The 23,212-nt window shown below is 46.8% G+C and carries 21 protein-coding genes; 10 read left to right on the plus strand and 11 right to left on the minus strand.

Features of this window, described 5'->3' with window-relative positions; all coding sequences use genetic code 11:
- The first annotated feature begins 269 nt into the window (after positions 1-269).
- Both ACJJH9_RS01570 and ACJJH9_RS01575 read left to right on the plus strand, forming a co-directional pair.
- On the plus strand, positions 270-605 hold the full coding sequence (locus ACJJH9_RS01570; protein ID WP_444924066.1) for a gamma-glutamylcyclotransferase family protein: 336 nt from the start codon (positions 270-272) through the stop codon (positions 603-605).
- 135 nt (positions 606-740) lie between these two features.
- Complete coding sequence (locus tag ACJJH9_RS01575) at positions 741-1,643, plus strand: hypothetical protein (RefSeq protein WP_444924067.1); 903 nt, start codon at positions 741-743, stop codon at positions 1,641-1,643.
- A 65-nt stretch (positions 1,644-1,708) separates the two neighbouring features.
- On the opposite strand, the gene ACJJH9_RS01580 is transcribed toward ACJJH9_RS01575, so the two are convergent.
- Positions 1,709-1,969, minus strand: a complete 261-nt coding sequence (locus tag ACJJH9_RS01580; RefSeq protein WP_444924068.1) for a hypothetical protein — start codon at positions 1,967-1,969, stop codon at positions 1,709-1,711.
- 172 nt (positions 1,970-2,141) lie between these two features.
- Positions 2,142-2,378: a hypothetical protein gene (locus ACJJH9_RS01585; RefSeq protein WP_444924069.1), complete on the minus strand. Its 237-nt coding sequence runs from the start codon at positions 2,376-2,378 to the stop codon at positions 2,142-2,144.
- 297 nt (positions 2,379-2,675) lie between these two features.
- Here ACJJH9_RS01585 and ACJJH9_RS01590 point away from each other — a divergent pair, with 297 nt between their 5' ends.
- Entirely contained in the window at positions 2,676-4,127 is a 1,452-nt protein-coding gene (locus ACJJH9_RS01590; protein ID WP_444924070.1) for an aryl-sulfate sulfotransferase, read from the plus strand.
- A 204-nt stretch (positions 4,128-4,331) separates the two neighbouring features.
- Here the strand turns inward: ACJJH9_RS01590 and ACJJH9_RS01595 are convergent, their stop codons facing one another.
- From ACJJH9_RS01595 to ACJJH9_RS01605, 3 genes are all read right to left on the minus strand, one after another.
- Positions 4,332-4,628 (minus strand): putative quinol monooxygenase, encoded by a 297-nt coding sequence (locus ACJJH9_RS01595; RefSeq protein WP_444887319.1) that lies wholly within the window; start codon positions 4,626-4,628, stop codon positions 4,332-4,334.
- Positions 4,629-4,648: 20 nt separating this feature from the next.
- Positions 4,649-5,101 (minus strand): DMT family transporter, encoded by a 453-nt coding sequence (locus tag ACJJH9_RS01600; protein ID WP_252083467.1) that lies wholly within the window; start codon positions 5,099-5,101, stop codon positions 4,649-4,651.
- Between the two features lie 144 nt (positions 5,102-5,245).
- Complete coding sequence (locus ACJJH9_RS01605; RefSeq protein WP_252083466.1) at positions 5,246-5,920, minus strand: type 1 glutamine amidotransferase domain-containing protein; 675 nt, start codon at positions 5,918-5,920, stop codon at positions 5,246-5,248.
- A 114-nt stretch (positions 5,921-6,034) separates the two neighbouring features.
- Here ACJJH9_RS01605 and ACJJH9_RS01610 point away from each other — a divergent pair, with 114 nt between their 5' ends.
- On the plus strand, positions 6,035-6,916 hold the full coding sequence (locus tag ACJJH9_RS01610) for a LysR family transcriptional regulator (protein ID WP_252083465.1): 882 nt from the start codon (positions 6,035-6,037) through the stop codon (positions 6,914-6,916).
- Positions 6,917-6,918: 2 nt separating this feature from the next.
- Positions 6,919-7,236 (plus strand): cupin domain-containing protein, encoded by a 318-nt coding sequence (locus ACJJH9_RS01615; protein WP_444924071.1) that lies wholly within the window; start codon positions 6,919-6,921, stop codon positions 7,234-7,236.
- 54 nt (positions 7,237-7,290) lie between these two features.
- Here the strand turns inward: ACJJH9_RS01615 and ACJJH9_RS01620 are convergent, their stop codons facing one another.
- A complete protein-coding gene (locus ACJJH9_RS01620; protein WP_444887317.1) occupies positions 7,291-8,151 on the minus strand; it encodes a LysR family transcriptional regulator in 861 nt (286 codons plus the stop codon).
- A gap of 179 nt (positions 8,152-8,330) precedes the next feature.
- On the opposite strand from ACJJH9_RS01620, the gene ACJJH9_RS01625 reads away from it, so the two are divergent.
- From ACJJH9_RS01625 to ACJJH9_RS01640, 4 genes are all read left to right on the plus strand, one after another.
- Positions 8,331-9,752, plus strand: coding sequence for an aromatic amino acid ammonia-lyase (locus ACJJH9_RS01625; RefSeq protein WP_444924072.1), 1,422 nt, complete (start codon positions 8,331-8,333; stop codon positions 9,750-9,752).
- Entirely contained in the window at positions 9,749-10,609 is an 861-nt protein-coding gene (locus ACJJH9_RS01630; RefSeq protein WP_444924073.1) for a TauD/TfdA dioxygenase family protein, read from the plus strand. Before ACJJH9_RS01625 ends, ACJJH9_RS01630 begins: the two co-directional genes overlap by 4 nt.
- A gap of 16 nt (positions 10,610-10,625) precedes the next feature.
- Positions 10,626-11,948, plus strand: coding sequence for a phenylacetate--CoA ligase family protein (locus tag ACJJH9_RS01635; RefSeq protein ID WP_444924074.1), 1,323 nt, complete (start codon positions 10,626-10,628; stop codon positions 11,946-11,948).
- A 185-nt stretch (positions 11,949-12,133) separates the two neighbouring features.
- Positions 12,134-12,958, plus strand: a complete 825-nt coding sequence (locus ACJJH9_RS01640) for an alpha/beta hydrolase (protein ID WP_444924075.1) — start codon at positions 12,134-12,136, stop codon at positions 12,956-12,958.
- Between the two features lie 65 nt (positions 12,959-13,023).
- Here ACJJH9_RS01640 and ACJJH9_RS01645 read toward each other — a convergent pair whose 3' ends face one another.
- The 3 genes from ACJJH9_RS01645 to ACJJH9_RS01655 form a co-directional block, all read right to left on the minus strand.
- Positions 13,024-13,899, minus strand: a complete 876-nt coding sequence (locus tag ACJJH9_RS01645) for a polyphosphate kinase 2 family protein (protein ID WP_444924076.1) — start codon at positions 13,897-13,899, stop codon at positions 13,024-13,026.
- A gap of 49 nt (positions 13,900-13,948) precedes the next feature.
- A complete protein-coding gene (locus ACJJH9_RS01650) occupies positions 13,949-16,486 on the minus strand; it encodes a plasma-membrane proton-efflux P-type ATPase (protein WP_444924077.1) in 2,538 nt (845 codons plus the stop codon).
- 177 nt (positions 16,487-16,663) lie between these two features.
- Positions 16,664-17,530, minus strand: coding sequence for a LysR family transcriptional regulator (locus ACJJH9_RS01655; RefSeq protein WP_444924078.1), 867 nt, complete (start codon positions 17,528-17,530; stop codon positions 16,664-16,666).
- Positions 17,531-17,632: 102 nt separating this feature from the next.
- Between ACJJH9_RS01655 and ACJJH9_RS01660 the strand changes: the two genes are divergently transcribed.
- Entirely contained in the window at positions 17,633-18,220 is a 588-nt protein-coding gene (locus ACJJH9_RS01660; RefSeq protein ID WP_444924079.1) for an FMN-dependent NADH-azoreductase, read from the plus strand.
- 203 nt (positions 18,221-18,423) lie between these two features.
- On the opposite strand, the gene ACJJH9_RS01665 is transcribed toward ACJJH9_RS01660, so the two are convergent.
- Together ACJJH9_RS01665 and malT are read right to left on the minus strand one after the other, a co-directional pair.
- Positions 18,424-20,061: an alpha-amylase family glycosyl hydrolase gene (locus tag ACJJH9_RS01665; protein ID WP_444924080.1), complete on the minus strand. Its 1,638-nt coding sequence runs from the start codon at positions 20,059-20,061 to the stop codon at positions 18,424-18,426.
- 233 nt (positions 20,062-20,294) lie between these two features.
- Positions 20,295-23,009 carry an HTH-type transcriptional regulator MalT gene (malT, locus tag ACJJH9_RS01670; protein WP_444924081.1) on the minus strand — a complete coding sequence of 905 codons (2,715 nt, stop codon included), beginning with the start codon at positions 23,007-23,009 and terminating at the stop codon, positions 20,295-20,297.
- Between the last annotated feature and the right edge of the window lie 203 nt (positions 23,010-23,212).

A 23,212-nucleotide genomic window follows, 5' to 3' on the forward strand; every position in this document is an offset into this window, starting at 1 on the left:
TGGGTTAGCACAGGTTTTCACCAATGCAGGTCCAAGGGATGGTAAGGTCCGTGCCTTGGGCCAGTCACATCAAAAAGGAATAAGTGAATTGCTGGTTATTAATCTCACAGACATTTGCAAGAATGGTTTGCGAAGGGATTGATAGGCGTTAGAGCTCCAATCTGAGGAATTATCTTAAAGAGATTTCTTTAGCTGGGTCTTTAGCCGATAAAGTATCAGCGGATTTGCGACATTAGTGAACTTTCATTAGCGGTATCAGGGGTTAATTTATGGAGCGTTTATTTTCCTACGGCACTCTTCAGCAAGAGAATGTACAACTGGAGACTTTTGTCCGTAAGTTACAAGGATCTGAGGATACTTTAATTGGTTACCAGCTTTCTGAAATAAGAATTATAGATCCACAGGTTGTGCAAACTAGCGGCAAGGAGTTTCACCCCATACTGAAGTACACAGGGCATTCCTCTGATACGGTTGAGGGTATGGTCTTTGAAATCTCTGCCGAAGAGCTTGCTCAGTCTGATGCCTATGAAGTGGATGCCTATCGGCGGGTTGCCGCCAAATTGAAATCTGGTATAGAAGCCTGGATTTATGCTGAGGCAAACTAAAGACGTCATTTCCTAAGGTAGTTAAGCTTTTATTAGAGGGCATAGGGAGGTGTTTCACAAGGGGGGATGGCCGAGGGGATGCGGATACTGCAGATTAGGCCAAATTTTTCTCTGCTTCTCTGTGAATCAATAGATATGAAACAATATTTCGATAAAGGCAAGAAGGGCCTGGTTGGCCTTTCCCGTAAAGTGCCAGCTGAAATCACCGGCAGTTTAAAAGTTTTTCAAGAAGTAGTCGCCGGACTGCCAATATTTTCTTCTGCGGAGCGCAGTGAAAATTTTGTGCAGAGATACGATGAAAAACATTACTTTGTGATTCCCTATAAGCTCTCACAAACTGGCTTTACTCTGCACACAATGCGTTGTTTACCTGATGATGCCCCAGAGGTAAATGATCTACCCAAACGCCGAATATTTCACTTTCCCAACTCCCATTATGAGGGGAGTTTACGTAAATTTATGGTGGAGAGCGCCGTAGAGTTATCCCTGGAAAGGGGAAATTCTGGAAAGAGTTCTCTCGAAAGACTGGCGGATGATATCGACAAACTCGATAGAAAATTGACGGTTGGTATGCTGTTAGTTGGGGGTGTTGCCGCAGTGTTTAATCCCTTGATCGGTGCCGGGCTGGCAGCCAAGGCGGTGCTGCCCGGTATGAGTGGCCTGGTCAATAAATTCGGCTTGCGCCCAGCCGGAGAAAAGCTATCGGAATTACAGAGCAAAAAAATGCTTCGTCAGGCAGAGGAAGATGTTGCCAAGCAGTTTTCCGAATCGAATACCCTCAAGGTGATCAATCCTATTCTGCAAGAATTGGAATTAGCGCTGAGAACCACTGAAGCCCAGCACAACCCATTGACCGATCCCAATTTAGCTGATGGCTCAATCCCTGAGCTAAATAGCGAACACTGGCGCGAGTTGACCGAGCGAGCGGTTTATCATGTATATAAGGATGTGTATCGAGATAAGAGACTGGCCAAAAAGGCTCAGCTGGGGCCGGAGGACTTGCGTTGGTTTGAGGTATTGTTTTCTGGGATAAAGTAGCTTTAGAATTTTTAAGAGAGAAATTCAGCAGCCGATTCGGCTGCTGAAAAAAGAAAGGGCAGTCTTTAGAAATTGTAAGTCAGTCCCAGGGAGGAGAGGCTGGGTTTCTGCTCGTCCATTTCGAAAATAGTGTGTTCCAGGCTTAGGCTCCAGTTGTTGTGGTTCCAGCCAATGAAAACTCCGTAGTAAAGATCACTACCATCATTCTCACCTTTATCTGAATCACTGATATTATCGGAAAAAGAGCTTACTACTCTTCCTTCAAAGTCGACGCGCTCATAATTCCAGATATAGTTTTCCTTTTCTTCATATTCAGTTTCCCACAAATGAGAGCCTACACGAACTCCTGTATAGAATCTTTTTGTAATATCGGATGTTAGGGATATGCCAAGCATCTTTGTCTTAGCGCCAATATTAATTTTGTAGTTGTAATCATAGTTGCCTGATGCGTACTCACTGTAAGTGATAGAATCACTTTCTCTAATTTTTCCCTCTGCATCACCAAAGTCGGCATACCCCCCCCTCAATAGCAAGAAAATTATTGAGGCGGTATCCTAAAGTTACTGTCCAACCTCTTGGGTTGGACAGATTTGTTTCAAAATACTCTTCACTTTCTTGAGTAGAGATATCTGTATCTACCTTTCCATAAGATGACTTAAGGTAGAAGCTGTTTTCCATTGCCATAGTATTGGATGCGGAAAGAGCGATAACGGAGCTGAGAATAAATCTTTTCAAAGGATATCCTTACATCAATATAAAAGACCACCTACCTGGATAAGTAGGCAGCGGTGAGTATTTTGTGGTGATGAATTGGCAGAGAGGTGAAGTATCAAATTCTGAAATGCATTCTTCAAAGTTTGGTAAATGCGTACCAGTTTTCAATTTTGGCGCATAGTGCAGCATTAGGTGCGCCTAGTCAATAATCATCCATTACGATCGATTACAGTCTCTTGAAAAGTCAATTTCTCTGTAAACCAAGGAGGCAATGGTTGCGTTAAACAATTGTATTCATAACAAACTGTGAGACCCCCAATGAGTAAATATATTAGGTTGGCTGTTTTTCCATCAGTATTCTTACTGTTTTTAACAGGTATTGTCCCTAAGATTTTTGCGCAGGAAGATGATGCTGTTCAATTAGTACTCAGCGCTCACCCAGAGAACCATCTAATGGTGAATGCCAGCGTGATTACTGCGGAAGCGGCGAGAGTGGCAATAAGGTTTAAATCTGCAGATACCAGCCGACGACGTACAGCTTATAGTGAGTCAGGCACAAACCACGAAGTAACTGTCGTCGGCCTGCGCGCTGATACTACCTATCGATTTACTGCGGTTGCACTTTTAGATAGTGGTGAGGTTGTTCACAGTGAAATCGTAGAGTTTAAAACAGGGTCGGTGCCTGAGGGGGTCCCCGCTGTTGAGCTTTTGAATAAAACGGTTAAGTCCGAGGGGGGCATCACTATCTTCGCGCCATCAGCGGAGAGGGATAGTACTTTCTGGGGATTTGATGAAGAGGGAGAGGTTGTTTGGTATCTGCACGGTGATGTTCCATTAACTGGTGCCCCAGTAGCGAGAAACCTACAGGATGGGCGTTTACTTTTATTACTCAGTGGGGAGGCCCGAGTAATCTCCTTCTCCGGAGAGGTGTTGTCCTCTTTCGAATTGCCGAGTTATCACCACGATGTCCATTTGCTGGAGAATGGCAATCTGTTGGTGTTAACCAACGAAACTGGCCAGTTTGGTGAGCATTTTTTACAAGGAGATGCCATTTTGGAAATCGATACTGAAGGGAACACAGTTTGGCGATGGTCAGCATTTGATCACTTGGATACCAGCCGTTTCCCCGGTGCTTTGGCCAGTAGGGTTTTGGATAACGGAGCCCTTGATTGGAGCCACTCTAATGCACTGCATTATGTTCCTCAGGATAATTCCATTTTACTTTCTAGCCGCTCTCAGAGCTGGGTGGTCAGTATTGATCATCAGTCTGGTGCGGTAAATTGGATAATGGGGAGGGATTCAGATATTGAGAGCGATTTGAAGGATAAATTCTTTACACTACATACTGGTTCCTGGATGGCTTCGCAGCATGCGCCAATGTTGACAAGCAATCATGAAATTCTGATTTACGACAACAGAAATGAAGCTGAGTTGATTGGCAATATCTACAATAGCCGCGCAGTAAAGTTTCTGCTCAATACATCGACAATGAGTGCTGAGCAAACCTGGGAATACATAGCGCCCAAGTATACTCAATCATTGGGTGATGTTGATGAGCTTGCCGGTGGAAATATATTACTATGTGCCGGTGGCCCATCGGATATCAGTACGGGGAGTGATCGCAATGCTTACTTGATAGAGGTAACATCGACTAGCCCAGCGGAAACTGCGTGGGAATTAAAAGTGTACGATAGCACGATTTACCGAGCAGAGCGTGTTAGTTGGTCGGAAATGTTGACCACCAATTCTGTTTTTAATTTTCCTGAGTAATGACACAAGCGTTTAGAGGGAGTGGTCCTTATAGTTTTTTAATTCAGGGTGAATAGATTTTTTTCACTGCTGATGAAGCTTATAAATGTACTGCCCTTTAATAATTCAGGTGTCTCTTGTTACTTTCTGAATATTCTCCTTGGCCCACACTAATTTTGTTGTGGGCCTATGATCATTTGCTCTGCTGGATAAGGTCGTTTGCTTTTAATCGGAAGTATGCTGATATTTTTCGATTCTTGGTTCTTTAGCTAAAATTGGTTCTAACTCTTTTAATGATTCTTTTAAGTGGGGCTCATCCCAGTGTTTTCTTTCACTTTCTTTTGAATCCCATACCTCTAACGTCATAAAGGTATCTGTTTCCTCACTCGAATATAAAATCTGATAACTCAAACATCCGCTCTCCTTTTCAGAGTTCGCTGCCAGTCTTGTCAGAATGTTCTTAGCTTTCTGTGTTTCTCCAAGTTTAGACTTCACTTTTGCCATTACATATAGATTGGGCATTGTCTGATCTCCAGATATATTTATGAATTGCGTTTTACCACTAGTAAGATGCCTGTAATCATTAGAATAAATCCAATGATTCGTTTGGGGTCCAGGCTGGTTTGTTGTGCGCCAAAGAGGCCAAAATGGTCGATGGTGGCCATAGCAAAGAGCTGGCCGAGTAACACAAAGGATATAGTATTGCCAACACCGTATTTTGGTGAAACCCAGGTGACGCTGAGTACGTAAAAAGCAACTAATATCCCGCCGAGATAAAGGTGCCAGGAGATATCTTTGTGAAAACCGGCTACTTGGAAACCTTCAGTTTTAAATAAGTAAATAATAGAGATGGTCAGTCCGACAAAAAACAAAATCGTCGTAGCGAGAGCCGAGCTGCCAAGCTTCACACCTAGACCGCTATTTAACGTGGCCATCACCGGGATGCCGATTCCGGCAATTAACATTAGCGACGGATAAAGAATTGAGCTAGGCACTGCTGGAACCTCACTGAAGGGGTTTTAGGGCTATAACTGCTCATGTAGATGAGTTGTGTTGGCCCACAATGGAAGCTGAAGGGTTATGGAAAGCTGGCGCAGGGACATCAGTTTGCGCCAGCATTATTGATGCGTTATTAACGGCTAGTTTATTAACTGTTTAACGATCGCTTTACCAACAGCATGTGCACTGGCTGGGTTTTGTCCAGTAATCACACGGCCATCCTCGATGACAAATTCCTGCCAGGGTTGCACTTTGTTAAATCGAGCAGATTTTCTGCTGATAGCTTCTTCAAGCAGAAAGGGGATATCTTCAATGGTGCCAAAATCGATTTCTTCTTCTCGGGTAAATGCAGTCACAGACTTAGTTGCCAGTAAGCTTTCACCATTGCTCAAAGTGATAGGCAGCAGGCCAGCTGGTCCGTGGCACACGGCAGCAAGTACGCCGCCATTTTCATAATGCTCTGCAGATAACTTGGCAAAGTCCTCATTGCTTGCTAAGTCGGAAAGTAGACCAAACCCACCTGGGTAGAACACCGCATCGTAACTAGCAGTATTCAACTGGTTTACTGGAATAGTGTTGTTGACACGGTTCTGGAAGTCTTCATCGGCCAATACCTGGCTGTTGACCTCATCTCCTTCAATATCTGTACCGTAGAGTGGTGCTTTGCCACCTTTAATAGAGGCAATATCGTAATCAATGCCATTTTCTTTAAGTACATGCACGACGTGAGTCAGCTCAGGGGAGTAGGTGCCATTAGCTTGGTCGGTTTCCCCAAGGGTTGCATGGTTGGTTACGGGAATAAGTACTTTCTTCATGAATCTGTCCTCTGTGTTAAGCATTCAGTGGGGAGCATTCTAGGTTGTCCCTGATAAGATGATAATATGAGATTTCTGTGAAATACTTTTGCTAAATAGCAATAATGGTGGGGTATGGATACATTTGACGGTGTAGTCGAATTTGTTGCTGTAGCTGAGTGCCAGGGTTTCTCTGCGGCCGCCAAGCAGCTGGGGTGCAGTACCAGCCATGTGAGCCGGCAGGTGGCTCGCTTGGAGGAGCGTCTGGGGAGTGCGCTTCTGGCTAGAACAACGCGCTTGGTCAGCCTGACTCAGGCTGGGGCTGTTTATTACCAGCGCTGTAAAGAGCTGGTTGTGGGTCTGCAACAGGCCAATGAACAGCTAAGCCTGCAGCAGTATGAGCTGAGTGGCACGTTGCGCGTGAGCTGCGCTGGTTTATTTGCTGAACAGTATGTGGCTCCAGCACTGATGAATTTCGCCTTACAACACCCTGACTTAAAGATCGACATCGATTTCAACAGCCGAATGGCCAATTTTGTAGAGGATGGTATCGACTTTGCGATCCGTTATGGCCGCCTTGAGGACTCTGGGCTGGTGGCTCGCAAGCTGGCTGGACGCCAGATGATGGCAGTTGCCAGCACTGAATATCTTGATCAATTCGGCAGGCCAATCCACCCACAGGATTTAAAGTCGCACAGTTGTATTGTTGCGAATAATGAGAACTGGATATTTGATATAGAAGGCACCGAGGAGTCTATTCGCGTTAATGGACGCTGGAGAAGTAATAATGCCCATACAGTGGTTAACGCATGTGAAAAAGGCCTAGGTATTGCCTATATGCCAAAAAGCAGTTTTAACCGCTCTATAGAGTCACAGCTATTAGAGCCCGTACTGGAGCCTTTTTGGGGGCGCGGAGCCAGCAGCTGGATTGTGTATCAGAATCGCCGCTTTTTACCAATACGAGCGAGAATGGCCATTGATTATCTAATGGATCACTTTTCTAGTTGGCAGGAGTAAATATGATAAATATTCTAGAAAACCTTCCGAAAAACACTGAGGTTGAGCACTTCCAGGACATCGTAAAAAGTGATGCTATACGAATTGAAAGAATTGTTTCATACGGCCAGTCTTCACCGGAGGAAGGTTGGTATGATCAGAGTGAACACGAATGGGTGCTTTTACTGAGTGGTTATGGTGTGGTGGAGTTTGACTGCGGGGAGATATGCCAGCTGAAGTCTGGTGATTGCTTATTGATAAAGGCTGGGAGAAAGCACCGGGTGATTGAGACATCCTCTGATGAGGCGACGGTATGGTTGGCAATATTTTATCGCGAATAAACTTAAAATGAAGTTCAAAAATAATTGAATTTTGCAGTTTAAATATATCTTCTGTTAACCAAATTTTTTGTAATTTGTAAGTTTAAATTCTTTAATTAACTTCTCTGCACCTAAGCTATGGGTTATTTCCCTTCGATACACCAAGCAGATTTCATCTTTGAAGCCTGGTTGGTCTTTACTAACCCATTGAAGCTGATTTCTTCCAATTGTTTGAGCAACTCGACCAGGAATAATACCGACCCCGACTCCCTCAAGTGTCATATTTGTGATCAGTTCGTGGCTAGAGGAAGTAATATATTGTTTATATTTGTTATTTTTTTCCATGTTTTTTAGTAGCCAGTCTGTTTGCATCAGCGCTGGGTCATAAATTAATACGTCCCTAGACTGTATTTTTTCAGGGTTATGCCAAAAACTCACCATATCATGACAGAGGTGCTTTATTATCAAATCAGGATGGGATACGGGATTTACCACAATGCCGATATCAATTTTCCAGCTGATCACTGATTCGACAATTTCCCGAGAAAGCGCGTGTTGGAAGCTTAATTCGATACCTGGATTTTGAGCAATGAATCCGGCTAGCCTTTCAGGTAGCATATGTAGTGAGATAGAGCTGTGACACCCGATAGTGAAGTGACCAACAGCTTCTTTGTTTTCGCGCAGCGCTGAGTACTTTACCTCATCCCAGTCATCAAGTAACTGTTGAGCACTTTTTAATAGTCTTAACCCTGCACGAGACAATTGCACACCAGTTTTTTCTCGTATGATTACTTCTGTACCAAGCTGTCTTTCCAGCCTCTTGATAGCCGCGCTTAAACTCGGCTGCCGAATCCCTAATCTCTCTGCAGCTCTTGAGATATTTTTTGTTTTAGCAACTTCAATAAAATAATTGAGTTCATCAGCGTGTGGAAACATAGGTATAACTTATTTAGCCACTTAAAAAGCCAGTGTGTTTAAGCTGAGTCTACATCGACATTTATTTTGTTGCCATAGATATTGCCTATGGCAACCAGCGACGACATCTATTTTTCAAGCTTCAACTCCCATGCTAATTTCTTCGCCTTCCTAGTATTCAAATTATTTCTGGAGTCAGGGTGTCTACATCATCTCTAAGCTATCCGGCGGTAGCGAATGGTAGTGCGGTAACTTATGAAACTAATTTCAATTCAGTTTTAACTTTTCCTCTACATGCTTGGTATGAGTGGGGATACTTACATAATCTAATTACTGCGAGTGACATAGACCTTTCTAGAGTTAAACACTCCTATGCATTACTACAGGAGCAGCTTGGAGATGATGGAAACCCTATCTACGGTTTGCACACAAGTTATGGAGAGAATGAACGCAATCGCTTAGATCCAAGTCAGTGGAAAGAGACACAAGTCAATCTTCTGGAGTACTTAAGAGTTGGTGTTGGTGCGCCATTACCGAAATCGGTAGTCAGGCGTGCATTAAAGTTACAGGCTCTAAAAACAGCGCACGGCTTATCTGGTATCCATCCTTCCACTTATCAAGCGCTTCTTAAGCTGGCCAACAGTGAAACGCTTCCGAGAGTACCTCGAAAAGGGAGCCTTGGAGCCAGTGGTGATTTGATTTCCATGGCCCATGCTATTTCACCACTGTTTGAACACGGGCCAAGAGGCCCCCGTGATGTCATTGGGCTTGTAAATACCAATGCTATGATGGCTTCCTGGGCTATTGAACATGATTATCAGCTAAGAAAGCTATTAAGAGATTGTTTCAAATCTGTGGCATTAACCTCCATGGCCATAGGGGCAGGAGATGAACACTTCTCCGAAGGGTTGAGCTACGGAGAGGTGCACGGTAGTTATGCTCGTGCTGGCCAATTACTTACCCATTTACGACGTGATTACCTGCGGTCCTCAAGAGTTATCGAGGGTGAAAAAAGCTTATTACAAGCCCGATATTCTGTTCGCTGTGCTCCCCAGATATTAGGCCACTGCCTTGATCTATTGGATTATTCAGAGGCAAAAATTCGTTCCGAAGCCACTGCTGTTGCAGATAACCCTCTAATTCTTGAATCAGGCCCATGGCATGGTGGATTGTTTTATGCGATTGGATTGGCAGCTTCTGCCGAATTTATGCAGGAAATTATCCATCGCTTAGCCGAAATGCTTGATCGACAAATATTGATTTTGATGGATCATCGCTTGAATGGAGGACTGCCGGATAATTTAAATGCTGAATCGTTTAACCACTGTAAAGGGATTCATCAGTTATCGTCGGCTCTGTTCCAGGAAATAAAAGCCAGATCGACACCTGTGCGTCAGATGAGTTTCTCGTGTGAAGGAAATAATCAGGACTTGGTTCCCTGCGGAATGACAGCTCTCAATAATGTCAGCGACCAACTTGATAGTTTAAGGGAAATCATTCGAGCAGCGACTTTTTGCTCAGCTAGGGCAGCAATAATGCGTTCAAGCGGCGATTTGCCAGAAGCATTAAAATTAGTGAATTGGCCGCAATATACAACATCTCAATTAGAGAGCATTCTATGAATTTTAACTATTTAACAGGAAATTTTGGTATTGAGATTTCCGCTAAAGAAATTTCTGAATTAGATCTGGACGCTGAGCAAGCTTTAAAAAATTTATGGCATGAACATGAGCTTTTAGTTATCCGAGATATGGACCTGGATACTCAGGCATTTGTTAAGTTCTGCAGCTTGTTTGGGGAGCTTCAGCAGAACTATTTCTTCTTTCAAGGTCATTCAGAGGGTTATCCACAAGTTGCTAAAATTATTAAAGAGCCTGGTGAAAAGAAAAATACAGGAGGAATATGGCATCACGATCAGGGCTATTACTCCAACCCGGTAAAAGGTATCGCATTGTACGGTATTGATATTCCTCCTAGGGGTGGTGATACCCTCTTTACAAGTTCAACGCTTGCTTATGAGAGTCTGTCAACTGTAATGCAACAGTTAGTCGGTTCACTCAATGTGATACACACGACAGAGTTGATGCTTAAAAAACAGCCGCTGAAGAAATCAGTAGAAGGTAAAGATGGAGATGATTCAAGTATAGAACGAGCACTAAAATTGATGCCACTAGAATCTGCTATACATCCAGCAGTCTGTAAAAATTCTGTAACCGGTAAGCCTTTTCTCTACCTAAACCGAACTACTACTTCGCAATTTGAGGGAATGACATGCGATGAGAGTATGGGGCTTTTGAGTTATTTATTTAATCATATAGAAAAACCAGAGTTCAATTGTCGAGTGCAATGGCGTCCTGGGACCTTGGTTATTTGGAATAATCACCAAGTCTTACACTATGCCGTCAATGATTACAATCAACGACGAGAATTACATCGTGTACATTTTTCTGCTGAAAAACCGATTAAGTACTATAAGTGATTAATTGGTGGATTTTATGAATTATTATGAGCTGCGAGCTGAATTTTTACATGTCAATAGTCAGCCTGAAATTGAAAGGCAGAGTTTAAAAGATGAACAGGTGAGGCAATTATTGCGAGAATCCTTTGAAAAATCTGATTATTATCGCAAGCTAATTATAAATAATAACATTGATATAGAGGAAATAAGAAGTTGTGAAGATTTATATAAGCTACCGATTATAAGTTCTGAAGTATTCTCAACTTCTATGTCAGAAGTTAGTATGAATTATGACAATATTGTTCGCTATTGTCATACTTCAGGCAGTACCGGTGCACCGAAGCGCGTGCCTTATACACGTAAAGATATTGAGCTGGCAATAATCTCTCAGGCTCGAAGCTATTTGCTTGCAGGTGTTGAACCATTCGATAAATGTTTATGTGCAATGACTTATGGTCCTTGGCCTAGTGGGATGATCTGTCATGCTGCCAGTGAAATTTTTGGTCTCACTATTCCTGCAGATTCTTTTCTAGGAATTGATCATCAGCTACAGAGCCTACAAAAAGATAAGCTGAATTATATGGTTTGCTTACCTTCATTGTTACCTAGGCTAGAGCGTTACTGTCTGGAAAAAAACGTATTGCCCGCGTCTTTGAGTATCAGGAAAATATTCGTAGTGGGTGAATTATTTTCAGAGACTTTTCGGAGTTACTATGAGGGGGTATTCAACGCCAAGTTAATTAACATGTATGCAAATACGGAATTTGGACTAATAGCGAGTGAATGCCAATATCATAACTTACATGTCTGGGAAGATTTTTTTCATGTAGAGGTTATTGATCCAGATACGGGTAAGTTATGTGAAGATGGCGTCACTGGGGAATTAGTAATAACAGCGCTGAAACGTGAAGCTCTTCCTTTGATTCGTTATAACACACACGATTTGGCTGAAATGTATAAGGAGCCATGTGAGTGTGGCCAAACTGGAGCCTATTTGGGCCCCATTAGTGGGCGTCGCGATAATATGTTCACAATCAATGGGGGAAATATATATCCAATTGTGTTGGAAAATATTGTTACAGCCATTCCTGGACTTAGCTCCTTTTACCATTGCATTATTGATAAGATTGATGGACACGATCAATTATTATTTAAAATTGAAGCTAAAGATAATGTTGATGATCAGGAGAAAGAGTATTTGGCGGGTGAGTTTTATAGAGAGTTGACTAGTTTGGATCTAACGCTTCGTATGATATTCCTTGGGCTTGAGTCTGCTTCAAGACTAAATATAGATATCCTTCAGCCTGGTATAATTAGTCAGAAATCAGGGAAGATTAAAAAAATTATAGATAGAAGATGATTTCTGCATCATCAATATCTTTTCAGTTTGTTGTTTTTGTGGTTAAGTGTTCCCCCGTATAGATGTAGTATATCGAGTAAGGTTGAGGCTGGCTTAAAGTTAAACATTGTTGGTTTGATAGGTGTGTATTTGGGTAAGCCTTACTTTTTTTTTAATAAGAATAAAGTTTCATATGGGGTGAGCTCATGTTCAGATGTTGGATTTTTGCGTATTTATTTTTGATGTCCTCTTTTTCTTTGGGGGTAGAGGTTGACAAGTCACCATTGGTAGTTGGCGATTCGATAAGCTTTTCATCCGCAATCTTAGATGAAAAGCGCATGTTGAATGTTTACCTACCAGCGAGTTATCAACGCGACACTAAAAGAAGTTACCCGGTAATCTATCTTTTAGATGGTTCTATGAATGAAGATTTTGTTCATATAGCTGGTTTATTGCAATTTGGATCCTTTTCCTGGATTAATATGCTACCGGAGTCGATTCTTGTTGGAGTCGTAAATGTAGACAGGAAACGGGATTTTACATTCCCCTCAGCTAAGAAGCTGGATAGGCAAGAGTTTCCAACCTCTGGTGGTTCGGATAATTTTATAGGTTTTCTTGATAGAGAAGTTCAGCCTCTAATTGAAAATAATTATCGTGTAAATGGAGATTCTACTTTGATTGGCCAGTCCCTTGGGGGGCTTTTGGCTACAGAAATTCTATTTAAACATGCAGATCTCTTCGATAATTACATCATTATTAGTCCAAGCTTGTGGTGGAGCGGAGAGTCTCTTTTGAAACAAGTTCCTAAAGATTGCTGTGATGATAAGTCGGTCTATGTAGGTGTGGGGAAAGAAGGGGAGGTCATGGAGCGGCTGGCAAGAACTTTATTCAATAAGTTAGATAGTAATAAAAATAATATACACTTCGGTTATTTTGAACAGCTGGATCATGGTGATACGCTGCATCTTGCTGTATATGATGCATTTGATAAAATTTTTAATGCTAAATATTTAGGTGATAAAAAGGATTAATTGTGTGCAAGTAGGCAGTAGTATTATGTCCTGATTTGTTGATCAAGTGGTTCTATATTTTAAGATCATTTGTTTTTTGAAGGGAGGGTATTTATTAGCCCTTCCTGTAGCTCTTTTTTGTCCAGCTGGTGATATTTCCTCTTGATTTCATTGATATCCACGCTGGGCTTGGGAAAAGTCATTTTTAAGGACTCCATTGCATCTGCCACTATGGAGGCAATCGCAAGATTCCTAAACCATTTGTGGTTTGCGGGAATAACAAACCATGGAGCATGAGAGTGGCTGCATTTTTTTAGGATATCCTCAAAAGCCTGGGTGTAGGCATCCCAGTAGCTTGCCTCCGTATAATCGCTCTCGCTGATTTTCCAGTGTTTGCTTGGGTCATCAATACGCTGTTTAAAGCGTTTCAGTTGTTCATCTGCATCAATATGCAGGAAAAATTTTAATACCAGGGTGTTGTGGTCGGCTAATAATTGTTCGAAGTGGTTGATATGATCGTAGCGCTTGGACCAGATGCTCTCTGGTACCATATTATGCACCCGTTGAATTAATACATCTTCATAGTGGGATCGGTTAAAAATCGCCACATGTCCCTGTGCGGGGGTGACTTTGTGACATCGCCATAGGAAATCATGGGCGGCTTCTTCTTTAGAAGGCTGCTTGAAGCTGGTCACTGTACAGCCTTGGGGATTCATTGCTCCAAGCACATGATTAATCGTGCCATCTTTCCCGGAGGCATCCCGACCCTGCAGGCAGATCAATAGAGAGCGCTTGTGCTCAGCATACATAAGATACTGCTGTGCGCGAATTCTTTCATCCAATTTATCAATGACCGGCTGAGCCTCTTCGCGATTGTTATAGCAATCTTTAAAACTGGCATCGATCTTATCTAACTGTATCTTGCTGCCAGGTTTCACCTGGAATGCTTCGAGGCAATTCATAGTTTTATTTCTTCATGATAAGTTAAATGATTTATCCATACAGAATGGATTAAATATCCTGCAGACGTTGGTAGAGTAGCTTCTTCACCAGATCCAGGATAAACATCCACAAAATCATATAGAGCCAAACGAGCCCGATAATACGCCAGGGAATAGCAGGTACCAGCCAACCAAATCCACACATTAAAACCGTGAGCGCCTGAGTGCCGACAATAGCGATAAATAACTTCATTGCGGGCAGTGGCTTTGCGAAGAAGGCAGAGCGGGAGCGCACGACAAAAAGTAGTAAGTGACCGCCGGCAACAATTTGTAAAAAAATAATCGTTTGGATCTGAGACTTATCCAGGGGTATCCAGGATTGCCACTGGCTATTTTGAAGCCATTCCATACCAATCAAGAGGAGCCCCATGGTTTGTGCGATAGAAAAAATGCCGATAATGGTCGAACCCAGTAATAAATCACGCATTTCCCAGTGCACTGGCTCTTTAGGCAGCAGGGTGTTGTCGTAGGCAATAGTCATAATGGGGATATCGTCGAGCAGTGCCACTAATACGATCATGACTGGGGTGAGGGGAGAAAAACCGAAGAGGATAGTGGCAAACACCACCACCACCATAATATCCAGGGTCATGGATACCCTAAAGAGCACATAATTAATAATGCGCTCAAAGATCTTGCGTGCTTCGTCGATAGCATCCACTACAGTGGAGAGGCCCGGAGCAGTGAGAATAATCGCCGCTGCGGCACGGGCCGCATCGGTGGCGCCACTAACAGCAATTCCGCAATCAGCTTGTTTTAGGGCAGGCGCATCGTTGACACCGTCGCCGGTCATTGCCACCTGGTGCCCTCTCTCTTGTAAGGCTTTTACGATTGCGTACTTATGCTCGGGGAAAACACGGCCAAAGCCATCGGCGCGTTCAACACAATCGACCACCTGCTTGGTTAAGTGGTCCATATTCTCCGAGTCGGTAAAAACATCGGCGGCGGCGTAAATATTCTGCCCAATCCCCACCTGAGCAGCGATTTCTTTGCCGATAGCGACGTCGTCGCCAGTAATCATTTTTACCTGCAGCCCGTGCTCCCTGGCCCGGCTGATGGTTTGTTTGGAATCATCCCGAGGCGGATCTTCCAAAGAGAGGATGCCAAGAAAGTTCCAGCTTTTCCCATCATTGGAACTCGCCACACCCAGGGAGCGTAAACCCCGTGCGGCGAGTTCCTGCACACAGTCTGAGGCTTTCTTTTCATTATCACCACTGAGCTTGCACAATTGCATCACCGCTTGGGGCGCACCTTTGCAATAAAACAAAGAATTTCCACTGTCATCGACTACTTGGGCCTGGGCACGCTTGATTACTGGGTCGAAAGGAGTGAACTCTTTAAGCTGGTAATTATTAAGTGCTTTCTTATCTTTGAGGCCGGCAAAAATTGCCTGATCGATCGGATCACTAGAACCTTTTTCCGAGGCGAGTGCCGAGGCGAGAATTAACTGTTCCGGGCTCTTGGCGACAAATAATTTGGGGTCGTGCAGGCTTAGTTGGTTCTTGGTGAGCGTTCCGGTTTTATCGGAGCAGAGAATATCGACCCCGGCAAGCTCCTCTATAGACTCCAGTCGCGAGACTATGGCTTTTTTTCGGGATAGCGCCAGGGCACCGAGTGCGTTAGTGACAGTGATTACGGAGGGCATTGCCACGGGAATCGAGGCAATTAATAGCACCAGGACTGTGCGTAAAATATTAATAATGTCCGACCAGTGCCAGCTGGGGGCCACTACGATATCCCGATAGAGCTGGGTACCTACCAGTAACAAAGCCAGCACCAGGCACAGCACTATCAGGAAATCGCCAATATGAGTAACGGCTCTTTGCGAGTGGGAGGCGCCCTGCCCGGCACCGGCTACCAGCTTTGCGGTACGGCCAAAAAAAGTATTACGCCCGGTGCCAATTGTAACGGCGGTCATTTCGCCGCGCTTGGCGATACTACTGGAATAACCGATGTCTCCTATTTTTTTACTGACCGGTAATGACTCACCCGTAAGAGCTGCCTGATCGATACTGATGGATTTGCCGTCGACAAAGCGCACATCTGCGGGCACCACTTGGCCGAGCTTGATTCGTACAATATCCCCGGGAACCACATCGGCGGCGTCAATGGTATGAAAACTACCATCGCGCAACACCTCTGCCTGCGGCGCCATGCTGGCCTTGAGCGCGGCCAGGGCATTGGAGGCCTTGTGCTCCTGCCAAAATCCCGCTACGGCGTTGTAAAGTAGTAGCGCCATAATAATGGCGAAGTCAGGCCAGTGACCGATAAGTGCCGATAGCAGGGCGGCGGCTTCGATCATCCAGGGAATGGGCCCCCAAAAAAAACGCAGAAACTTGAGTAGTGCGCTTTGTTCTTTCTCCTGGATGCTATTGGGGCCATAGCGTTGCAGACGTGTCTCGGCCTCAGCCTGGCTTAACCCCTGAGGTGAGGTGTTGAGTGCCTGGTAAATGGAGGGTAAATCGGCTTTCTGCAGGTCAACCTGGGAGCCTTTTAAGTCGGCTTTACTGGCGTTTCCGCTTTCGGATTTTGGCCCGGGTATTGGCACGGATCGATTCCGCCTGTTGAAAAAAATTTCCCGTCGAATGGTCCGCCTGTTAACGACAGTTGGGGTTAAATAAGGCTAATCATTATTGAATGATTGGGCGGTATATCCATATTAATTGAACATTATAGGCTGTGATCTGATGGACACCCGTAGCTAATAATTTTCACCTTGATCCGCTTAAAGACACCCTTTTTTAAAGGTGTCCAGGCTGAAGTCCCAAAAGGCTTTAACGCGTGCTGAATTGCGCATTTGAGGATGAGAAAGTAACCAGAAATGGCTTTGGAACTCTTTAAGCTCGAATACTCTCTTTAGTTTGTAAGGTTGCACCATTTTTTGGTCCCCTTCGGGCAAAATGGCAAAACCCAGTTTTGCATTGGCTGCACCTGCCGCCGCCATTACCGAATTACAGTAAATTACTTTGCGGCTATTCTTAAATATTTTTTCACTCCAGCGACCAATCGGCAAACTCAAACCGCGATAACCAATAATATTCTGCTGCTTAATCTCATCCAGTGTCATTGGACCGCTAACCAAGTCTGGATGGGCAAAAATATGCCAGTTGATATCAAAGAGCTTCTTGGCAATGAGGTTATCCGGAGCGCTAGGTGATCCACGAAAGGCAATGTCCGCCTCCCTCTTCTCCAGTGATAGGTGTTCCGCCGAGTCTATGAGTTCAAATTCAACTTTGGGGTGCTGTAAGCGAAAGGCGGCACAGAGTTTTGGGATCACCTCGTAAGAGTAAGAGCCGATTGAGGTAATACGGATAATGCCTTCCATTTCCAGGTTTTTAATGCCGGTATTCAAGGCAATGGCATTGATATTCTCGGCGGCTTTTCTGGCGTGTTCTAAAGCCGCATTCCCTTCGTCTGTGAGGAAATAGCCCTGCCTGTCTGCCACGAAAAGCTGGCAGCCAAGATCTTTTTCCAAGGTCTGTAGACGCCTCCAGGCGGTGGAATGGTTTACCCCCAAGGCTTTGGCTGCACTCTGTAGGGAGCCGTGATCTGCCACGGCTATCAGGTATCGAAGATCGTTCCAGTCCATCATTTTGCATTTATGCAATTGTAAATTGCATAAATTGATAATTTAGTTGCCAATTTGCAGAGATTATAGTCTCCGCATCATTGATGTTCACTAGCTGGAGAGACTATGAGTCACAAAATTCTTGCTGTTTATGCTTCTGCCTTAGGGGACCATTCGACTTCCAGGTCACTGGCTAAGCACTGGCTGTCACGACAGGCTGTCACTGAAGTCACCGAGTTGGATTTAAGTCTTAACCCGGTTCCGCATTTGAGCGGTGAAATGGTAAGTGCTTTCTTCACCCCTGAGGAACAGAAAAGTGCAGCCCACAAAGAGCTAACGGAGTATTCGAACAATCTTATTGAACAGGTCAAAAATGCAGATACGGTACTGATTGCAGCCCCCATGTATAACTTTGGTAGCCCATCTACTCTGAAAGCTTGGTTTGATCACTTAGCGCGGGCCGGAGTGACTTTTACGTACACAGAAAATGGACCAGAGGGTTTGATTAGAGATACCAAAGTGGTCTTGGTCACGACATCTGGGGGTTTCTATAAAGATTCTGTTATTGATTTTCATGTGCCCTACATCAAGCATTTTCTCTCATTTATTGGCATTGACGATGTCACGGTCATTTATGCCGAAGGGCTGAATATGGGGGATGACCACAAAGAGACTGCCTTAACTCAGGCTAAGGTAGCTCTGGAAGCAATCTGATCTATGAGGCGCAGAGCAAAGTAAAAAAAAGCCGGCTTTGGGCCGGCGGAGAAGCAGACGTCGAAAGGATAAATGACGTTGCAGAGAGACAGAAAAACCAACTTATAGCCCTGGGAGAGATACTGCAGTTTTTCTGAAATTGGCAGCCGGTGGTTGTTGCCACCAGCTGGTAAAATTTTTTGACGGGCTGTTAAAGCCTGAAATTAATTATTGTTTCGCAATACACCGGCGCCAGCGGCGGGCAAAACCAGCGTGTTTTCTCTCAGCTCCATTGCAAACAGGCCTGGAGTAATATCCTCGGCCCCAAAAAACTCTTGTGGCAGAGCGTAGCTTTCCTCAGTGGTGCCTAGATTCAGGGCGACCAGGTACACTTCCTTATCTGCGCGGCGCACGAACACCAATAAATCATTGCCGGTATCGAGCACTTCCTGTTGTGCGGTTGCCAGACTTTGGGGCAGTTGCCGGTGCCATTTAATCAATGCACGGAACTGGTTGAGCATAGAGTGCTGGCTGTCTTGCTGCAGATTCACGGCTAAGTTCCGGTGACTCTGGGAAATCGGTAACCAGGGTTTCCCGCTGGTGAAGCCGGCTTGATCAGCGCTATCGGTCCAGGGCATAGGCGTGCGGCAGCCATCGCGACCTTTGAATTCGGGCCAAAGGTTAATACCGTAGGGGTCCACCAGATCCTCAAAGGCGATATCCGCTTCCGCCAGACCCAGTTCTTCCCCCTGATACAGGCATACACTACCGCGCAGTACAAGTTGCATCAGTAGGAACAGCAGCGCGCGCTTTTGCGCTAGCTCCGGACTAAGGCCGCGGTTCCAACGGGTGATAGAGCGCGGAACATCGTGATTGCTAATGGACCAGCAGGGCCATCCTTTTTCAATTACCACGCGGTTCTTTTCCAGGCTTTCGCGCAGGAATTGCGCGCTGCAATCCTCGGTTAATAAATCGAAGGAATAGGCCATATGTAGGCGCTGTTCCGTGGTGTAGTCCGCCATGATCTTATGGGTATTATCGTCACCCACTTCGCCCACGGTAACGGTACCCGGGTATTGATCCATCAGCTTGCGCACACGCTGTAAAAACACCAGGTTTTCTGGCTGGGATTTGTCGTTCTTGTGCCATTGGTAATCGTAGTGATTGACCGGCGGCAGTCCTTTTTGATCCAGCTTAAGCGGGCGGGGAGGATTATCGCTGAGGGCCTGTTGATGGAAGATAAAATTCACCGCATCCAGGCGGAAACCATCCACACCGCGATCCAGCCAGAATTTCATATCCGCCAGTAACTGCGCCTGCACCTCGGGGTTGTGCACATTGAGATCCGGCTGCTCTTTGAGGAAGTTGGCCAGGTAGTATTGACGGCGGCGGGTACACCAACGCCAGGAGCCACCACCGAAAACAGATACCCAGTTATTGGGCGGGTTGCCATCGGCTTTAGGGTCCTGCCACACATACCAGTCGGCTTTGGGATTGTCGCGGCTGCAGCGGCTCTCCTCGAACCAGGGGTGCTGATCTGAGGTGTGACTCAGAATCTGATCGATAATAACTTTCAGGCCGCGGGCATGGGCGGCCTCAATTAAGCGGTCGAAATCCTGCAGATTGCCGAAAATCGGGTCCACATCGCGATAGTCTGCCACGTCATACCCAAAATCCACCATGGGGGATTTAAAGAATGGGGATATCCAAATAGCGTCCACACCAAGGGACTTCACGTAATCCAATTTCTGGGTGATACCTGGCAGGTCGCCGATACCATCGCCATTGGCGTCGCAGAAACTGCGGGGGTAAATCTGGTAAATAACGCTGTTGCGCCACCACTCGGTGCTGTTGCCGCTCATGGATTACTGCCTTGTCTCATTATTCGAAGGGTGGGCGGGCCCACTCAGGAAAGGATAGGGTGAGTATGGCGAAGGGCGGAGCCGCGTTCCTCCTCCCCATAGAGGGGGGGAGGGGCTGACCGGGGGGATTTAGAGCGGGAGTAACAAGTTTCGGGAACTGCTCAAATAGAGATGTGGAGAAATCCTGTAGTGGAGCTTTGCGCACATCCCTGTGCCCCGACTCGCAGTTATTCCTATGGGCGGTCCTGCACCGAGCGCAGCATTTGTTCGGCCAGGGTAATCGCTTCCTGGCGGTCTTTGACATCCAGCTTTTGGTAGAGGCTGCGGATGTGGGTTTTGATGGTACTCGGCGCCACTTTGAAATGCCTGGCGATACGCTCGTTCGAAAGGCCTGAATGAATAGCGTTTAAAACCTGCCACTCCCTTGGAGTGAGTGGTGAGTGACGCAGAAAATCCGGTACCGCGTCGCTGGCGAGAATCTCGCGAATAATAGTGTCGTCCAGCTCAATACGAATGCCACCGTCCAACTCCGGCTGTTGCTGGGCGAGTTTAATCAGTACTTGGGCCTTGTCGGTGGATGCCTCATCCAAGCCCCGTTCCAGCGCAGCCTTGAGAATCACAATCAGGGGTTTGCCAATTTGTAGAAAGCTGGCGCGAAATCCTCTACCTGCGGCCAGCAGTAGTGCCTCGCTAATGGCCTCCACGGCCTCACCGTACTGTTCGCGCAGCCACAACAGGTGGGATTCCAGCACACGGTTGCGCAGGCAATCGGTGATTAAATGACACTCTTCCGCGACCTGTTGTAGGCGGCTGAGCAGGCGATTGGCGTCGGACCAGCGGTGCAGTTCAATCAGTGCGCGCACATGGTTGCGGCCGTGGCACTGTTCAAAGTGATTACTGGGCCTGTCCGCAACTGGCGCAGCTTGCTCCAACCAGCTGGCAATGGCTTGTTGGTTGTCCAGGGCGCGCCAGGTGCGAATACGCGCGGCATCGGCATTGGCAACCCAATCGCGGTGGTAGCGCCCATCTGAGAGTAAGCGGTCGATGCGGGCCAGCCACTCCAGCGATTCCTCTTTTTCTCCGCGCGCCTGGGCGAGCTTCAGCAGCAGCGTGTATTCCGGCAGTAGCCAGTGTTCACCTACCTTGCGGTTGATCTGCATGCCCCGCCGGGCCGAGTGCTCGGCGCTCTCCAAATCCCCCTTTTCCCACTGCAGCTGTCCGAGCAGGCGGCAGACAAACTCGGCGATGGGCAGGGTGGAGAGGTGGTGTTTCTGCACCAGGTTGGACACCTTCTTCTGCAGTGAGGCAGATTTTTGTAGAAGCCCCTGGGCGAACGCGATCTCACTCTGTTGGCAGATAGCCCAGGCGGCGCTGGGAATATCTCCTTCAGCAATAGCCAGGGCCTCCACCTCCAACATATGGGTCGCGGCGGGCTCTAATGCGCCCAGGCAAAAACTGGTCTCACCGGTGACAAGCAGTGCCGAAATACGCTCGCCTAGTTGGTTGGGTTGTAAAAGTCCCAGGGCCTCTTCAGCGTACTCTTTGGCCTGCAGGGTCTGGCCGCGGGCGATGGCCACTTGGGCGCGCATGGTGGCGAAGGCCCCTTCAAACTGACGCCATTGCTGTGGGTCCTGCCGCTGCAGCCAGCTCTCGGCGGCGGCGAGCATTTTCTCGCACTGGCCGTATTCAAAATTCTCCCGCGCCATTTTTGCCGAGAGCAGGGTGAAGCGCGCACTCTGCTGCAACGCCTCACTGCCGAGCCACTCCAGGCAATCACGCAACAGGCGCGACTGCCCGCCGCGCAGCAGTATTTCTCCCTGGCTATCGAGCAACTGACACAGGCGCTCGCGGTCACTGCCAGCGAGGGCATGGCGCAGGGCTTCCACCGGCTGTTCCATTTCCTGCCAGGAATCACAAGCGAGAGCGTGTAGGTGCAACAGCTGCTCTCGATTAGTGAGCTGGCGCTGCAGGAAGCGGGCGAAGACTGGGTGGAAGCGGAACCACTGGCGGCTGGAGTCCTGTGCCTGCAGGAAGAGTCCGCGCCGCGCCGCCTCTTCCAGCAGTTGTTGGCCATCGTTGCGGCCACTCAGACGTTCCGCCAGCTGGGCATTGACACGGGTGAGGATCGAAGTGCGAGCGAGTAACTCGCGCAGCTCTGGCTCCAGCCTTTCCAGCACTTCTTCGGCCAGATAGTCGAGGATATGGCTGTGGCCCTGCTCCAGTTCCGTCAGGTAGCGGTCTACTTCTTGGCGATCGCGCACCGACAGGGCGAACAGTTGTACCGCCGGTGGCCAACCCTCGCTCAGGTGGTGCAGTTGAGCGGCGCGGTCGCCATCGAGATTAAATGGCAAGCGCTGCTTCAGCAGACGTGCGATCTCTTCGGTATTCAGGGCCAGTTGATCGCTGCCCAGCTCTAATAGGCGGCCTTGTACGCGCAGGGTGGCCAGTCCCAGGGGCGGCTGGCTGCGGCTGGTGAGAAGGACCCCGACGCCTGGTGGTGCGTGGCGCAACAGGAAGCGAGTGACGCTGTGCACCGCCTGGTTGTCGATATGGTGGTAGTCGTCGAGCACTATGCGCAGTTCGCTGGGCAAGCTGCGCAGTTCACCCAGCAGATGACTGATGACAGTTGTTGGATCCGGACTTTGTGGCGCCGCCAATAAGCGACAGGTTTGCGGTACGCCTTTGCCGGTAGCGCGATGCACGCTTTCTACCAGATAACGACAAAACTGGCTCGGTTCATTGTCGCTGGCATCAAGGGTATACCAGGCCATTGGATTTTCCTGCGCCGAGGCCCAGGAAGTGACCAGCGTGGTTTTACCGTAGCCCGCCGGTGCCGTCACAAGCAGCAGCTGGTCGCTGTCGCTGTCGTCGAGCAGTGCCAGTAAGCGCGGGCGCACCAGGGTATGCTCGGAGCAGTCCGGCAGGCTGTATTTGGAAGTTAAAAGCATCGCTGCGGGCAGGATTGTTTTAAATGTCTGATTTTTATACAGAGGTATTATGCACTAGCGGAGCGCTTTTGTGACAGATTTGCGCTGAGGATAGGACGACTTGCTGGATTCTCTTTGGCTAATACTAGAAGTGGCTTTGCTTATGGCGGTATATTGATTGGCGGATCCAATCAGTCTTACCGATCCAGCCCAAAGAGACAAAA

The organism is Microbulbifer mixtoriginis (SeqCode), assembly GCF_052466715.1.

What these genes read in the sequence shown, in the direction of transcription:
- ACJJH9_RS01570 (WP_444924066.1), top strand. Translation starts at nt 270, where the DNA reads ATGGAGCGTTTATTTTCCTACGGCACTCTTCAGCAAGAGAATGTACAA.
- ACJJH9_RS01575 (WP_444924067.1), top strand. Translation starts at nt 741, where the DNA reads ATGAAACAATATTTCGATAAAGGCAAGAAGGGCCTGGTTGGCCTTTCC.
- ACJJH9_RS01590 (WP_444924070.1), top strand. Translation starts at nt 2,676, where the DNA reads ATGAGTAAATATATTAGGTTGGCTGTTTTTCCATCAGTATTCTTACTG.
- ACJJH9_RS01595 (WP_444887319.1), bottom strand. Translation starts at nt 4,628, where the DNA reads ATGCCCAATCTATATGTAATGGCAAAAGTGAAGTCTAAACTTGGAGAA.
- ACJJH9_RS01605 (WP_252083466.1), bottom strand. Translation starts at nt 5,920, where the DNA reads ATGAAGAAAGTACTTATTCCCGTAACCAACCATGCAACCCTTGGGGAA.
- ACJJH9_RS01610 (WP_252083465.1), top strand. Translation starts at nt 6,035, where the DNA reads ATGGATACATTTGACGGTGTAGTCGAATTTGTTGCTGTAGCTGAGTGC.
- ACJJH9_RS01615 (WP_444924071.1), top strand. Translation starts at nt 6,919, where the DNA reads ATGATAAATATTCTAGAAAACCTTCCGAAAAACACTGAGGTTGAGCAC.
- ACJJH9_RS01620 (WP_444887317.1), bottom strand. Translation starts at nt 8,151, where the DNA reads ATGTTTCCACACGCTGATGAACTCAATTATTTTATTGAAGTTGCTAAA.
- ACJJH9_RS01630 (WP_444924073.1), top strand. Translation starts at nt 9,749, where the DNA reads ATGAATTTTAACTATTTAACAGGAAATTTTGGTATTGAGATTTCCGCT.
- ACJJH9_RS01635 (WP_444924074.1), top strand. Translation starts at nt 10,626, where the DNA reads ATGAATTATTATGAGCTGCGAGCTGAATTTTTACATGTCAATAGTCAG.
- ACJJH9_RS01640 (WP_444924075.1), top strand. Translation starts at nt 12,134, where the DNA reads ATGTTCAGATGTTGGATTTTTGCGTATTTATTTTTGATGTCCTCTTTT.
- ACJJH9_RS01645 (WP_444924076.1), bottom strand. Translation starts at nt 13,899, where the DNA reads ATGAATTGCCTCGAAGCATTCCAGGTGAAACCTGGCAGCAAGATACAG.
- ACJJH9_RS01655 (WP_444924078.1), bottom strand. Translation starts at nt 17,530, where the DNA reads ATGATGGACTGGAACGATCTTCGATACCTGATAGCCGTGGCAGATCAC.
- ACJJH9_RS01660 (WP_444924079.1), top strand. Translation starts at nt 17,633, where the DNA reads ATGAGTCACAAAATTCTTGCTGTTTATGCTTCTGCCTTAGGGGACCAT.
- ACJJH9_RS01665 (WP_444924080.1), bottom strand. Translation starts at nt 20,061, where the DNA reads ATGAGCGGCAACAGCACCGAGTGGTGGCGCAACAGCGTTATTTACCAG.
- malT (WP_444924081.1), bottom strand. Translation starts at nt 23,009, where the DNA reads ATGCTTTTAACTTCCAAATACAGCCTGCCGGACTGCTCCGAGCATACC.